The organism is Lacisediminihabitans sp. H27-G8 (genome assembly GCF_046156175.1).
Lineage (GTDB): Bacteria > Actinomycetota > Actinomycetes > Actinomycetales > Microbacteriaceae > Lacisediminihabitans.
Map to the genome: position 1 here is coordinate 1 of NZ_JAYLVL010000004.1, position 12,634 is coordinate 12,634.

The window sequence follows — 12,634 nt, forward strand, 5'->3', positions numbered from 1 at the left end:
TCCACTCCGAGCTCGATTACCGGACCCCGATCGAAGCCGAAACCGAGTATTACGCTGAAACCGAATCACTCTTGAAAGCGACCGCTTCCCAAGAGAACACCTAGGAACGAAACCCAGGGCTATTCACCTCCGCGGATCGGGAGTTGTAGTGCCGGAAGGTGCGCGCTACTTGTTCGCCTCCACTGCTGCGAAAGGCCGGCACGATCGTCGGATCTGGGGATTCGATGAAGAATACCCGTGCCGACGCAGGAACCTGTGAGCTGAAAATGTGAAGGAGTCCCTCTAGCTGCGCCGCCCACCGGGGAGCAGGTGTGGCAGCAAGGGCGTCACCCAAACCGATGTCAATGAGGACCGCGTCGTACCGGGACAGGTCAAGCAACCGGGCTCGCTCAACGGCAGCGTCCAGTTTCAAACTGGCATGTGCCTCGATGTGGATGTCCACCCCGCGTCGGGTCGCCTTCGAAACGGCGCGGGCCAGATGACCGGGGAAGGCGATGTCGTGACTGAGCACCCCGCGGCCCATGAACACATCGCTGCCGAACAGCAAAACCCGGTCCGGATCCGGACCAACGGCACGGGCTCGAGGCGGATCCAGCGGAGTTTCCACCGCCATGATCGCCGAGCGTGTCTGCGCCGCCCACACACGAAAATGTGTTGCCGAAACCATCGAGCGAAGTAGCGACAAGATGCCCCCGAACGTCGTCATACCCCTGCCAACAACGTTAGAGGATGCCAAAACTGTTCACCACACCCCCAACCATGGGGCGGACCCTGCAGCAGTCCCTGTGAGGTGAATTGATTAGGGTGACTCAGTCTCGCGATAGTCAGGGTTCCATGCGGCTCGTTCCCGCTCCGCGAATTGACGGAAAGTGGTGGCGGGTGCACCAGTGAGCCGTCGCACTGAGCGGTTAGGGAAGGCAGAGATGTTGAAGCGAACGATTCGGTAGATCATCTTTTGCACGGCGATGTAGTCATCGGGGCTACCCTCGCTTGTCAGCCGTGCGAGGTAGTCGGATTCGCTCGGCGTTCGGTAGCGAATTCGTCGCCCCAGCACATCAGTGAGAATTCTGGCCACCGTGCGGTAGGTGAGGCTCTGCTCGCCGGACAGGGTGTAGGCCTGTCCGATGTGACCGTCGTTCGTAAAGACGGCGGCCGCGACCCGCCCGATGTCCAGTGCATCGATCAGGGCGGTGAATGAACGTCCAGCGGGCACAAAGACGTCATCGTGGTTGCGAATCTCGGCCGCGTGGGTGGTTGAAATGTTCTGCATGAAGAAATTCGGGCGCAGGGAGGTGAACGGTGCGCCGGTGCTCTTCAGATACCGCTCGACCGCATAGTGCGGGGTGCTGCGGTTGAACTGCACGCCCTGCAGAGACAGAAAAACAATCTGACGGATGTTGGCCCGCTGCGCCGCGTCGACAACCGGAAACAGATACCTGCGAACATCAGCTATCGCGGGCGGTCGCATGAGGAACAGCCGATCGCATCCAACCATCGCCGCATCGAGCTCGCTGGGCGACATCGCGAAGTCAAACTGGCGACCCGTGACGCCCTCAGGAAGGGGGGTCGAATCATCGATATCGCGAATGGCCCCAACGACTGTCTCTCCCCGCGCAAGCAAAAACTGCGCGACTGCAGCCCCGACGGTGCCCGTCGCGCCCGTAACCAAAACGCTGCCTGCCATTGGGGCTCCCTCGCCTGTGATTGTCAACACTTCAGTGCAGTAGTCATCATCGTGGCGGATACTCGCAAGCCCGGTGCTCCACGCGCATCACACCGACACTCTGCTCGTGTTCATTTATTGTGCAGAGAAGTCGGCGGGGCCCGCGACGAGCGCTTAACCGGTCGGGCTGCCACCGTGTGCCGATCCAGGCAATTGTCAGTTTTCATTCAGGGAGAGGAAACCTTGCCAGACCACGCTTGTCCCATGATTGCCATTCGCTTGTCGATCGCCTCCGTCGATTCGCCTCTGTGGATAAACGTCGTCCGGAACTGGTTCGACCGATTCCAAAAGGTGCCCTTCTCGGACACCGAATCGATAGTGATAATTCCATCGGTCGGTGCGATCCTGCTCACCGACAGCGGAAGCGCCCTCACCCTGCACGCCGTGGGACCTGATAAAAGTACTCTCGCCTTCATTCGGGACGCTATCTCATCCGAGATCAGCACGGCCGTGCCCGAAACAACGCGCGGCCATCGACTCGAATTGGAATGGGACTACCCCGCACACATCCCGCTGCCCTTTCGCTGATCACCATGGAAATTCCTACGCATGCGGGGTGACCGCGAGACTCCTCTCTCCGCGTGATTCAGTGACAGTCGTGGCAAGCTAGACAGTCTTGTGATGCTCGCCGCCAGGTGGATGCCGTCGTGACGACACCGCCCGCTCGCTTGCTGGCCCGCTCCCTATCCCGGAGAAGTATATTGACGATCCCGTTACCTAACGACCAGCACTCAGAGCTTCGACACCCTCCGCAACAGCAACGATCACGCGCAACCTTGGAGCGTCTCGAGAACGCAGCTCGACGCGTCCTGGCCCAACAAGGGCGCGACGAATTCACCACAGCGCAGGTGGCTAATGCCGCGAACGTATCCATCGGGACCCTCTATCGCTACTTCCCCGATCGCACCGCAATTCTCGACCATGTGTGGCCCGACCGACAAAGCCCCTACATACCTCCCGCCGAAGCAGAACGCGAATCTCGAAAAAGTAACCACCCGGATGCATAAGCGATCACCGTCTCGGATCTCATGGGCGGTCTCAGCCGGTCGTCGCAACACCTCATCGATATGGAGTGGTGCGCATGCCTGCAAGCCAGGTTCAGAAGGATCGTCAGTCTCGTTTCTGGGAATTGATCACCGAGGGACTTTCGTCGTCGACAGAGTGTGAGGCTCTCGGGGTGGACAGAAGCCAGTGGTATCGATGGATCAAAGCAGCGGGCGGACCAATACCGGTCCCGGAGCGACCGAGGTCGGGTCGTTACCTCGAGCCGGATGACCGGCTGCGGATCGCTGACCTGCGCATCACTGGCGCTGGTGTGAGGGAAATCGCCCGCGAGCTCGGCCGGTCTCCGTCGACGATCTCGCGGGAGTTGCGCCGAAATAGTCGCCCGAACATCGGTGCCTACCGGCCCTATGCAGCGCAGAAACGGTGTGACGAGCGGGCGCGTCGACCGAAGTCGTGGCGGCTCGATGATCCGGTCTTGGCGGCTGCGGTCGAAGAGCGGCTGGTGAAGAATTGGAGTCCTGAACAGATCAGCGACTACCTCGCCCGATCGTTCCCTGACCGGCCGGAGATGTAGGTGACCCACGAGACGATCTATCAGAGTTTGTTCGTTCAGGGCCGCGGGCACCTGCGCGCCGCTACGTGATGCTCGTGCACCTGCCTAACGGCCACAGCGCCGAGAACGTCCGCGACGGCCTCGTCGCCACGATCGCGACTCTGCCTACACATCTGCGCCGGTCGTTGACCTGGGACCAGGGCACCGAGATGGCCCGCCACCGCGAAGTCACCCTTGCCACCGACATGGCGATCTACTTCTGCGACCCACACTCGCCCTGGCAACGCGGATCCAACGAGAATACGAATGGCCTGCTGAGGCAATATTTCCCGAAGGGCACTGACCTCAACGCTCACGGCCCGGAACGCCTTCTCGAGGTCGCTACCGAACTCAACCAGCGACCCCGGAAAACCCTCGATGGAATCACCCCCGCTGCCGCTCTCGAGAAGCTACTCTCGAACCCACCGGAACCACCTGTTGCGGCGACCGCCTGAGACCGCCGTTTGGCGATTCGATCGAACGCGACAGCGACAGTCCCCGGCACCCAGGCATCGAGGTGATGATCGCTCGTGCTTCGGTAAAAGCGATCTCGAACTCGTCTTCCCTGCCGGGCATCACGGGCAACAGTGCATGTTCGGTAATCACGTGAACAGTGTCCCATTCGCGGTTCCCCTTGCGGGCGATATACAGATCCTTGCCGAGGTGTGCCTACCGTGTTGCGTCCAGGTACCGTTCATAGCTAGTCGGTCCGACGCGGAGATCGCTCCCCGCAAGTGGTACCAAGGACTCGCGACCCACCTGTCGCCCGAAATAGGAGGCCTCTGGGTCGGCCACCACGGTGCGGGAATCGCCACGGGCGGCGAGTGCCTCTGCGAGAAACTCAGGTAGCTCGTATTCATTCGGTCCGGCGACATCAATCACTCCATTGAGCGGGCCGCCCTCCGCAACGTGTGCGAGGACATCGGCCACGTCATCTGCCGCGATGGGGCGGAACCGAACAGGCGGTGCCGCGATGACGGTGTCAGGCTGACCGGTCGCAAGTGAATCGGCGATAGTGGGGATGAACTCGAAAAACTGGGTCGCCCGCACGATCGAATACCGGCGAGCAGAACCAATAATCATGTGTTCCTGCGCTAACTTGCCCGCGCTGTATCCAGCATCGGATCCGCGCCCGGTGCCGACGACCGAGAGCACCACATAGTGAGCAACGCCGGCCCCCGCCGCTGCGAGCAAGAGATGCCGGGTAGACGTCTCGAAGAAATCAACCGCACTCGCTCCGACTGTCGTCCAGTCGGACACATCGACCAGGACCTCGGCACCGTTCAGTGCAGCGTCAAGGCTGGTTCCTGCGAATGAATCAACTCCGGTGCTTTTCGCCGCTGCCACGGCGACATGGCCCGCGTCCCGCAGCCGCGACACCACTCGAGAACCAACCAGCCCGGTCCCGCCGATAACAACAACTTTCATGAGAACCCTCCAGTGCGTTCGAGGTCGAGCTTATTCGAGAAGGTTATTTAGTCGTCGCCGTCGCCCCAATAGTCGCGAATACGGGCCTCCTCCACGTACCCGACGTTGCGGTAGAAAGATCGAGCCCGATCGGAGCTCGCAAGGCTTTAGGTGTCGATCAACAAGCGCTTCGTGACCTGGATGCCGCGAGCCCGCGCAGAGTTCACGACGCAACGAGATGCCAAGGAGTACTTGGCCGGGGTCATCGTCTTGTCGGCGCGGGGCGACTACGTTGACCCGCGGGAAGCACAAATGACGTGCGACAAACTCGGGATTACATGGATGGCCGCCCAGTCCCAAAAAGCCATCCGCGTTCAGAACTCAAGGGGACTGCGTGGCGTGTGCATGTCCAGCCTTTCTGGGGACATCGACGTATCGGCGAAATTCGGCACAGAGAAGTTGCGTCTTGGGTCGCATCGTTCTCAAGCCGCGAACGGACGAAGTCGGCGAGCGTGACGATTCGGGCGTTCGGGGTCGTCGCTGCGCCGCTTGACGTCGCGGTCGGAGACCGCCGCATCACCACGAATCCTGCTCGAGGAGTGAAGCTACCCCGGAAGGCCGCCAGCGGCGAAGCTATCTCACTGCGAATCAAGTCGGGCCGCTCGCCGCCAACTCCGGTGCAAACTCCACATTGATCCTTACTCCTGGCTTACACCGGCCTCCACTGGGGCGAGGCGATCTCAGTGCGCGTCGCGTCTGTCGATGCGCTCCGGCGGCGGTTCGCTTACAGGGACCTCAATGTGGTGCCTACGCAACGTTCCCTAGTGCCTCAGCGTCGGCGTGCCCAGGCGCTTAACCGACTAGTCCCAGACCTGTCGCCCGCAAGCCGTTCGTCTATCGGACACCAGCATCGTAAGTAATGGAACCGGAGCGGCAACCAGACCGGCAGAGCCGGGGAAGCCGCTGCGCTCCCTGGCGGAGCCGCTGCGCGGCACTGTCAGGACTTACGGGCCAATTATTCGTCGTGAAGCCTTCGGCAGCATACGTTCGGCCAACCGGCGCGCAATCGGCTGTGCCGACGTTTCCCCCGAGATTTTCGGCACGCGGTCGCTGCGCTCTCTCAATTCGCGCCGAAATTCTCTCCTCCGCCGCCCCTTCGGGGTTGCGAGCCGCCCGTTCTCTCTAGCGGCGGTAAACCGCCTTCACGGCAAAAAAGGTGGGGGGAGAGGGATGAACACATGACTGACTACATCAGCACGGGTCTGCTGCACGGTTAGGTGACAGTTCTGACGTGCCCCATGGTTTGGTTACCCGAAATGGTCTGAGGATTGGGCTTGTTCTGAGAGGCTCAACCCATAACACGTCCCTTCCCTGTCGAGTTTCGAAGAAGAGCTGTCGCGCTTGTCCGGGCCGGCAAACCGATTACGACTGCAGCAGTCGAGCTCGGTGTCAGTGCCGCCACGATCCATAACTGGGTCCGACAGGACCAGATCGACCGAGGAGAGCGTCCTGGGGTCACAACGCCGGAAAGTATCGAGCTGGCGAAAGCGAAGAAAAGGATCCGGCAACTCGAGGAAGAGGTCGAGATCTTGAAGATCGCGGCGAAGCTCCTCGGGGAGGTTCGTCCCCGCCCAAAAGGATTCACCCGGTAGTCGATGTCCTCGTTGCGGCGGGCTATCGGGTTAAGGTGTGCTGCCGGCTTCTCGGAGTCAGCAGTCCCGGCTATTACCGATACAAGCACCGGCCGCTCTCGCCAACGCAGATGCGTCGGCAGTGGCTCACCGGGCTGATCCGAGAGGTCCATACGGCCTCGCGGCAGACCTATGGCTCCCGGCGTGTGCACGCTGAGCTCACCCTCGGCATGGGGGTCAGAGTCAGTGAACGGCTCGTGGCCGTACTGATGAGTCAATCCAGCATCGCCGGACTTCCCGGGCCCGCGAAAGTGAAGCGCCTGCACGGGGTTGCGACCGCCGATGACCTGGTCCACCGCAAGTTCCACAGGCTCTCCCCGAACGAGCTCTGGGTCACTGATATCACAGAACATCCCACGAGAGAGGGGAAGGTTTACTGCTGCGCGGTCATGGACACGTTCTCAAGGAAGATCGTGGGTTGGTCGATCGATAACGCGCAGGACTCCAACCTCGTCGTCAACGCTCTCGACATGGCGATCAAGAACCGCAAACCAGGCCCAGGCGGGATCGTGCACGCCGACCACGGCGTTCAATTCACGTCATGGGCATTCACGAACAAGATCCGATCCTCCGGGCTGATGCCCTCATTCGGCACAATCGGCGACTGCTACGACAACTCGATGATGGAATCCTTCTGGTCAAGCATGCAGATCGAGTTGCTGAATCGAAAGAAATGGCGCACCAGGGTCGATCTCGCGAACGCGATATTTGACTACATCGAGATCTTCTACAACCGTCAACGCCGCCACTCGCAGCTCGGCTACTCAACCCCGGTCGAGCACGAGCTACGCTTCAACAAAACATCCATCCCCGCCTGATCTTCACACCGAAAAGGGTAACTAGGCCATGAGGCACGTCAGTTCCTAGTCACGCAGCCATTGCCGCTTTGATGTTTGCGATCGAAGTGGCTTTCATTTGGGGCGCTATTCGGCAGGGCCTAAGCGTGGACCATGCCGTGGTAGTCCCCGCTCTCAGTATCGTTCTGTTGGCAGTGATTTTGCTCAATTGGTTTGCGCACAGCTCCGTCCTGCTCGAGCTATTTGACCGGGTAGCGACTTGGATCCTACGAAGGTTCATTCGTTTTCTTCGCCGCACTAGATTGGGAGACGACCTGGTCGCCAGACTTCGGACGGGGTTGTTGAACTTTGCCGCCTTGGACAACTCGGGATTGATTTTTGGCGAGGTCGACGCATCGCACATAGCACTATGGCATCCGCGCAGACTGGGCCGGCCGGCTATTCGAAGATTCACTTCGTCTAGGCGACACGCACCACAACCATTACTTATTCGGCAGGTTGGGACTCGTCGGGGAACCGAGGTCCTCGATGAGTTGCGAGCCAAGACTTCACGGGCGAGTGCGGTCGGTGTCCTGCTGTGCCTAAATGCGAGAATACGAGAATGACCCGCGCGTTCAAGGAAGCATGGCTCAGCGATGATCCGCTGATCGAACTCAACGCTCGAACCTCTCGGACGGGGTATTTTGGTCCAGTTAGTACTTGAATTACTTAACCCAGTTTACGCATAACAAAAGTACGGGGTGAGAATGCTCAATGCAAGATTGCGAGGGAGGAGAACGCTTTCGGAGCATCCAATCCGCCTCTACTAGCCGGGCGCAGAAACTTTGCTGATATCTCGATGACGCGCTCTCAAATTGCGGTATCGGCGATGCCGTCGACATACATATCGATATGATGTGTTTATTAGCGGCTGCTCATACGCGTTGACGAAATCGAACAGTTGTGAATCGGGATCTGCAATACCTTTGTTCTAGGTTCCGGTGCCACCGGCGGAGTTAGCAGCCAATAGCCATTATCTGATGAGGGTTAAAATGTCTGGATCGATCGAAGAACTCACGTTTGCCGACCGTGTGGAACGGCTGCGGCAGATGGCTAACGCATTGATCGCCGTTATCAAGGGCGGAACAGTTTCCGTTATGGACGCCTTGCGTGCGGCCTCTGACTTGCTGGGCGTGACGCTCTCGCAGATGAAATACGGCCTCAGTTACGCGCGTACGAACGGTCTAGTTTTTGTGAACGAAAACACCGCCGAACTCCGTCTCGCCGCTTAATAAGGTGGCTGACGACCCGGGCTACGTCTTCGTCGCGGGTCCGAGCGGTTTGCACATACTGCCCAATGGCTCGTTGGTATCACCGGAAAAGTACGTTGCGAGATATTCTCGGGGCGGCGAGGTCCCAAAAAAGCGCGCCGATGACCTTCGCTCGGAAACCGAACGTGACCGGGGCCGATTAGGGTATTCGCCATTTCTCCGGCGACTCGCGGGTGTGACTCAGGTGATTTCTCCCGACTTGAGCTCTTCCAGAATGCACAGCCGTGCGTCCCATAGCCACAAGGTGGCCCTTGTTGCCCGCGAGCTGAGCGAACTCATCGCACGGAAAGCGTTGATTGAGACACAGATCTCCGACGTGATTGCCGCTTATGGCGGCCTGGATATCGCGGCGTGCGAAGCGGCAGGACTTGCTCATGATCTCGGACATCCGCCATTCGGACATGCAGGTGAGCAGGAACTTGATCGTCAGTTAGTCGCCGCCGGAGTCACTGAGGGTTTCGAAGGAAACGCGCAGACATTCCGAATCGTCAGTCGTCTTGACGCCCGAAGACTTGATCGCGAAGGCCTGGACCTTACCAACGTCACTCTCGCGGCAATCCTCAAATACTCATTTTTCCGCAGTGGCCATGTTCCTCCTGAGCTAGTACAGCCCAGCGCGGATGCGGATCATGCGGCGGGATCTGCACCCGGGGATATCAAGACCGAGGCTGATAACTCCGCCACGGAGCACACGTCCAAATTCGGCGCATACGCGGCAGACAAAGACGCATTTATACGGAGCAGAGCAGCGATCCTTGGAACCGACTTCGCGGTGAGTGAACAGCAGACAATTGAAGCATCGATCATGGACCTCGCGGACGATATCGCCTATGCGATTCACGATTTGGAAGACTTCCTCTCGGCAGGAGTCATCAACTTTGCAAACGTTGGCGATGGCATCGAAAAGGCCTTCAAGAGCGGTTTTGACCATGGCAAACTATCCGAAAAGGCTGCGCTATCGGACCCCTTCATCCGGGAAGCTATAAAACTCAGAGATCGGTACGAAGGATACTTTGACGACGAAAAATTCAAAGTCGCATTGGGAGCCGTATTTTTATTCACCCAAACGGCCATCAGCACTGATGACTCGGACGGCCTCGCTTCCAGCGCCCTCAAAGAGGAGCTCAGTGACAGGGTGAGCAGGTATTTTGCCAGCGTCAAGATTGACGCGGACGGTGCTTACCCTGGCGGCCCGCTTGTGTACTTGTCTCCCGAAATGTGGCACGACATTCAGGTGCTGAAAATGATCACGCGTCAATACCTCGTGTCGACCCCCAGAATGGGCATGATTCAGAGATCTCAGACACAGGCGATTCGTGTCCTCTTCAAGGGCCTCGCAGACTGGCTGGTGAGCACCCCCGACCAGAACTCATTGCCCGCATCCCTACAAGACGCCCTCATCCGGGTGGGGCACCCAGAGCTTCCGAAGAAGAAAAAACATCTAACAGCCGACCATTACCGCGCAATCTGCGACTACATCTGTGGAATGTCAGATGCACAAGCACTTACTCACTCACTCTGGATTTCAGGTCGCGAGGTACCAGGAATGTCTGTGGTCGTCGAAGCGGGCTGAGCAGCTCAGCATCCTGTGTAATCATCACCACATCCAAATCGCAGGTCGAGATCGCGCCGGCCACTCACCGGGCGGCCGAGGCAGCAGACAAGTCCGCCAAGGTCGAAATCGACGCTCTCGCGCTCGCGAGCAAAGAGCACCAGCAGACTCGCCTCCTGACCATCGATTCGATCTGTGGCCGAATCGACCAAGCGATGCCGCAGCTCGTTAGCCGCTGTCGTCACGATCGTAGGACCGAGAATAACTTTGTGGGATGACCGTTCATGGCGCGCGTGGTTCATCCTTATCGTCAGCGTTTTCACCCTTGTAGCTGCGATCGTGTTAGCTGTGCGGTCGGTCACTTCACGGCAACGATGAGTGCTAGGCGCAGGCGCAATTGGAATCCCTCTAAGACGGCATCATCGACAAAGCACGACTCTAATGTTGACCAGGGAAGGTCCCTGCAATGCGCCATTCGTCGCCCTCGGCGTTGACGGCGACATCGACGTTCCTCAGCCGGGTGATAAGCGCTCTCCGGCTCGAAATGTCCCCTGTCAGGTGGACATAATTCAACCCATCGATGTCGCTTATCCGCCGAACATCGCCTACTCTCACGAGGATCACTATTCTTTGGTTAAGGGCCATAGCCCAGCCGGCCTCAAACACTACGTTCTGGCGTGCTTGGCCTCCGGGACTCGCTTCTGTCGGGCTGTCGGTCGGATCCCCAAATTCGGCTTTTACCTGGCCTAGGTCGTCGGGGGTCATCAGCACGATGACCGCGTCGGCCATCCCTATCCCGGCGCGAACAATGTCAAGCGTGTGGGGTGTGCCATCACCTACGCCGCGCGCGGCGTCATCCCAGGTTATAATTCGCAAATCCAAAGCATTCAGAAGAGCCGCGAGGGCCTCATACGCGGCGTTATCGCGGCCCCGGACGATGAACACGTAACGTTTGCTGGTTGGAGTCGGTGTCGTGGGCTGTGAACCGGCGGTCGTGCCGGGTCGCGTGAATTGACGCTCGGGTTTTTGTTGCTTCGGCGCCGGGGCGGCAGTCAGGTCGGCGTCGAGGTTCTGGTAGAGATCAGCTGCTTCGGGACTGCTTCGCCTGAACGCGGAAAACGTTCCTGATGGCTCGGTGCCGACATATGTAATCAAGCTCAGAAGATCCGTTGGGCCGGTGGGGCGGCCTCCGAGCTGACGAACCAAGTACGTGGCCTTCTTTAGTTTGTTCGGATTACTATCCGCTGGTAAAGGTGCCACCTCGAAACGCAGGAAGAGGCTCTCGATGATTGTGTGAGTCGCCGAGCTGTCGAGCAAAACAGCAATAGATTGTTGGGTCGCGCCACTCAGCTTGGTCATTCTCTCGTCTTCCATAGGTCATTTGGAACCGTAGCAGCGGAAGTTCGGGTAAGGCGCCGATTCGGCCGCGTATCGCTGACGCTGTGTCAGGGATCGTCCGCCACCACCGCTGGTGCTCGCCGCGCGCAAGTCCAAGTCATATTGTCTAAGACAAACTAGGGTGGAAAAATTCGGAGCTTAGCTTGGAATAACACGCTCGCCGGTCTTTCGTCCCCCAATGACTACGGGGCAAGATGGATATCCGGAATGGGCCACAGCAGCACCTGCACGACCGACGGCCCGGCTCGATACGAGACGGGCCATTCGTGTCTCATCAGCGCACCGCTACCGAGAGCCAGGAATCCATGACGGCCGAACTGCTCGAGATCGCCCGTACTGTGGCCGTGCAGGCGGGGGCGCTAGCACAGCTGCGCCGCTCCGAGGGGGTCGAGGTTGCGGCGAGCAAGTCGTCGACCGAAGACATCGTGACCTTTGCGGATCGGGAGACCGAGGCGCTCATCCGTTCGAGGCTCGCCGAATTGCGGCCCCACGATGGATTCTTCGGGGAGGAGAGCGGCGCAGAGACCGGCACGAGCGGTCTCACCTGGGTCGTCGACCCGATCGACGGCACCGTCAACTTCCTCTACGGGATTCCGCACTACGCCGTGAGCATCGCGGTGGTCGAGGGCGATCCGGATCCGCTCACCTGGCGCGCGCTCGCCGGAGTGGTCGCGAACCCCGCCAGCGGCGAGACCTTCTCCGCGCAGGCTGGCGGAGGGGCATTCCTCGACGACTCACCGATCCGCGTCGCACCGGCGGTCGAACTCTCCCAGGCCCTCGTGGGCACCGGGTTTTCGTATCTCGCGGACATCCGTTCCGAGCAGTCACTGGTGCTCAGCGGACTGCTCCACCGGGTGCGGGACATCCGTCGGATGGGCGCCGCGTCCCTCGACCTGTGCGCCGTCGCCTGTGGCCGGCTCGACGTCTATTTCGAGCGCCGACTCAGTCCCTGGGATCACGCCGCGGGTGCCCTCATCGCCCGGGAAGCCGGTGCGCGGGTCACCGGGATGGATGGCGCGCCGCCGTCCCGCGAGTTCGTCCTGGCCGCCGAACCCACGCTCACCGCTGCGCTCGAGCGGCTGTTCGCAGAACTCTGAGGGCGGGTTCAGGCTGCGCTGCAACGATGGGGGGCACTCTTTCGCGGGCGCTGTAGCGATTG

The 12,634-nt window shown here is 59.8% G+C and carries 13 protein-coding genes and 2 pseudogenes; 9 read left to right on the forward strand and 6 right to left on the reverse strand.

The window, feature by feature from the left end:
- Positions 1-100: 100 nt before the first annotated feature.
- Both VLI63_RS12905 and VLI63_RS12910 read right to left on the reverse strand, forming a co-directional pair.
- Positions 101-706, reverse strand: a complete 606-nt coding sequence (locus tag VLI63_RS12905; RefSeq protein ID WP_409157252.1) for a hypothetical protein — start codon at positions 704-706, stop codon at positions 101-103.
- A gap of 93 nt (positions 707-799) precedes the next feature.
- Entirely contained in the window at positions 800-1,684 is an 885-nt protein-coding gene (locus VLI63_RS12910; protein ID WP_409157253.1) for an NmrA family NAD(P)-binding protein, read from the reverse strand.
- A 243-nt stretch (positions 1,685-1,927) separates the two neighbouring features.
- On the opposite strand from VLI63_RS12910, the gene VLI63_RS12915 reads away from it, so the two are divergent.
- The 4 genes and pseudogenes from VLI63_RS12915 to VLI63_RS12930 all read left to right on the forward strand — a co-directional run.
- Complete coding sequence (locus tag VLI63_RS12915; protein WP_409157254.1) at positions 1,928-2,251, forward strand: hypothetical protein; 324 nt, start codon at positions 1,928-1,930, stop codon at positions 2,249-2,251.
- A gap of 119 nt (positions 2,252-2,370) precedes the next feature.
- Positions 2,371-2,730, forward strand: a complete 360-nt coding sequence (locus VLI63_RS12920) for a helix-turn-helix domain-containing protein (RefSeq protein ID WP_409157255.1) — start codon at positions 2,371-2,373, stop codon at positions 2,728-2,730.
- Positions 2,731-2,804: 74 nt separating this feature from the next.
- Positions 2,805-3,302, forward strand: coding sequence for a transposase (locus VLI63_RS12925; protein ID WP_409157256.1), 498 nt, complete (start codon positions 2,805-2,807; stop codon positions 3,300-3,302).
- Positions 3,303-3,361: 59 nt separating this feature from the next.
- A pseudogene (locus tag VLI63_RS12930) lies at positions 3,362-3,775 on the forward strand (IS30 family transposase); the annotation flags it as partial.
- Here VLI63_RS12930 and VLI63_RS12935 read toward each other — a convergent pair.
- Positions 3,705-3,926 (reverse strand): antibiotic biosynthesis monooxygenase family protein, encoded by a 222-nt coding sequence (locus tag VLI63_RS12935; protein ID WP_409157257.1) that lies wholly within the window; start codon positions 3,924-3,926, stop codon positions 3,705-3,707. The pseudogene VLI63_RS12930 and the gene VLI63_RS12935 sit on opposite strands and share 71 nt — an antisense overlap.
- A 63-nt stretch (positions 3,927-3,989) precedes the next feature.
- Positions 3,990-4,703, reverse strand: a complete 714-nt coding sequence (locus VLI63_RS12940) for an SDR family oxidoreductase (protein WP_409157258.1) — start codon at positions 4,701-4,703, stop codon at positions 3,990-3,992.
- A 195-nt stretch (positions 4,704-4,898) separates the two neighbouring features.
- On the opposite strand from VLI63_RS12940, the gene VLI63_RS12945 reads away from it, so the two are divergent.
- The 4 genes and pseudogenes from VLI63_RS12945 (at position 4,899) to VLI63_RS12960 (ending at position 10,098) form a co-directional block, all read left to right on the forward strand.
- Positions 4,899-5,243 (forward strand): hypothetical protein, encoded by a 345-nt coding sequence (locus VLI63_RS12945; protein ID WP_409157259.1) that lies wholly within the window; start codon positions 4,899-4,901, stop codon positions 5,241-5,243.
- Between the two features lie 839 nt (positions 5,244-6,082).
- Positions 6,083-7,236 (forward strand): annotated as a pseudogene (locus VLI63_RS12950) (IS3 family transposase).
- Positions 7,237-8,246: 1,010 nt separating this feature from the next.
- Positions 8,247-8,486: a hypothetical protein gene (locus tag VLI63_RS12955; protein ID WP_409157260.1), complete on the forward strand. Its 240-nt coding sequence runs from the start codon at positions 8,247-8,249 to the stop codon at positions 8,484-8,486.
- 4 nt (positions 8,487-8,490) lie between these two features.
- Positions 8,491-10,098 carry a deoxyguanosinetriphosphate triphosphohydrolase family protein gene (locus tag VLI63_RS12960; protein ID WP_409157261.1) on the forward strand — a complete coding sequence of 536 codons (1,608 nt, stop codon included), beginning with the start codon at positions 8,491-8,493 and terminating at the stop codon, positions 10,096-10,098.
- Positions 10,099-10,103: 5 nt separating this feature from the next.
- On the opposite strand, the gene VLI63_RS12965 is transcribed toward VLI63_RS12960, so the two are convergent.
- Both VLI63_RS12965 and VLI63_RS12970 read right to left on the reverse strand, forming a co-directional pair.
- Positions 10,104-10,439, reverse strand: coding sequence for a hypothetical protein (locus VLI63_RS12965; protein WP_409157262.1), 336 nt, complete (start codon positions 10,437-10,439; stop codon positions 10,104-10,106).
- Between the two features lie 76 nt (positions 10,440-10,515).
- Complete coding sequence (locus VLI63_RS12970; RefSeq protein ID WP_409157263.1) at positions 10,516-11,451, reverse strand: TIR domain-containing protein; 936 nt, start codon at positions 11,449-11,451, stop codon at positions 10,516-10,518.
- 329 nt (positions 11,452-11,780) lie between these two features.
- Here VLI63_RS12970 and VLI63_RS12975 point away from each other — a divergent pair, with 329 nt between their 5' ends.
- Positions 11,781-12,572, forward strand: a complete 792-nt coding sequence (locus tag VLI63_RS12975) for an inositol monophosphatase family protein (RefSeq protein WP_409157264.1) — start codon at positions 11,781-11,783, stop codon at positions 12,570-12,572.
- Positions 12,573-12,634 lie beyond the last annotated feature (62 nt).

Excerpts from the sequence above, each read along its gene's own strand:
- VLI63_RS12905 (WP_409157252.1), bottom strand. The coding sequence starts at position 706 with ATGACGACGTTCGGGGGCATCTTGTCGCTACTTCGCTCGATGGTTTCG.
- VLI63_RS12910 (WP_409157253.1), bottom strand. The coding sequence starts at position 1,684 with ATGGCAGGCAGCGTTTTGGTTACGGGCGCGACGGGCACCGTCGGGGCT.
- VLI63_RS12915 (WP_409157254.1), top strand. The coding sequence starts at position 1,928 with ATGATTGCCATTCGCTTGTCGATCGCCTCCGTCGATTCGCCTCTGTGG.
- VLI63_RS12925 (WP_409157256.1), top strand. The coding sequence starts at position 2,805 with ATGCCTGCAAGCCAGGTTCAGAAGGATCGTCAGTCTCGTTTCTGGGAA.
- VLI63_RS12955 (WP_409157260.1), top strand. The coding sequence starts at position 8,247 with ATGTCTGGATCGATCGAAGAACTCACGTTTGCCGACCGTGTGGAACGG.
- VLI63_RS12970 (WP_409157263.1), bottom strand. The coding sequence starts at position 11,451 with ATGGAAGACGAGAGAATGACCAAGCTGAGTGGCGCGACCCAACAATCT.
- VLI63_RS12975 (WP_409157264.1), top strand. The coding sequence starts at position 11,781 with ATGACGGCCGAACTGCTCGAGATCGCCCGTACTGTGGCCGTGCAGGCG.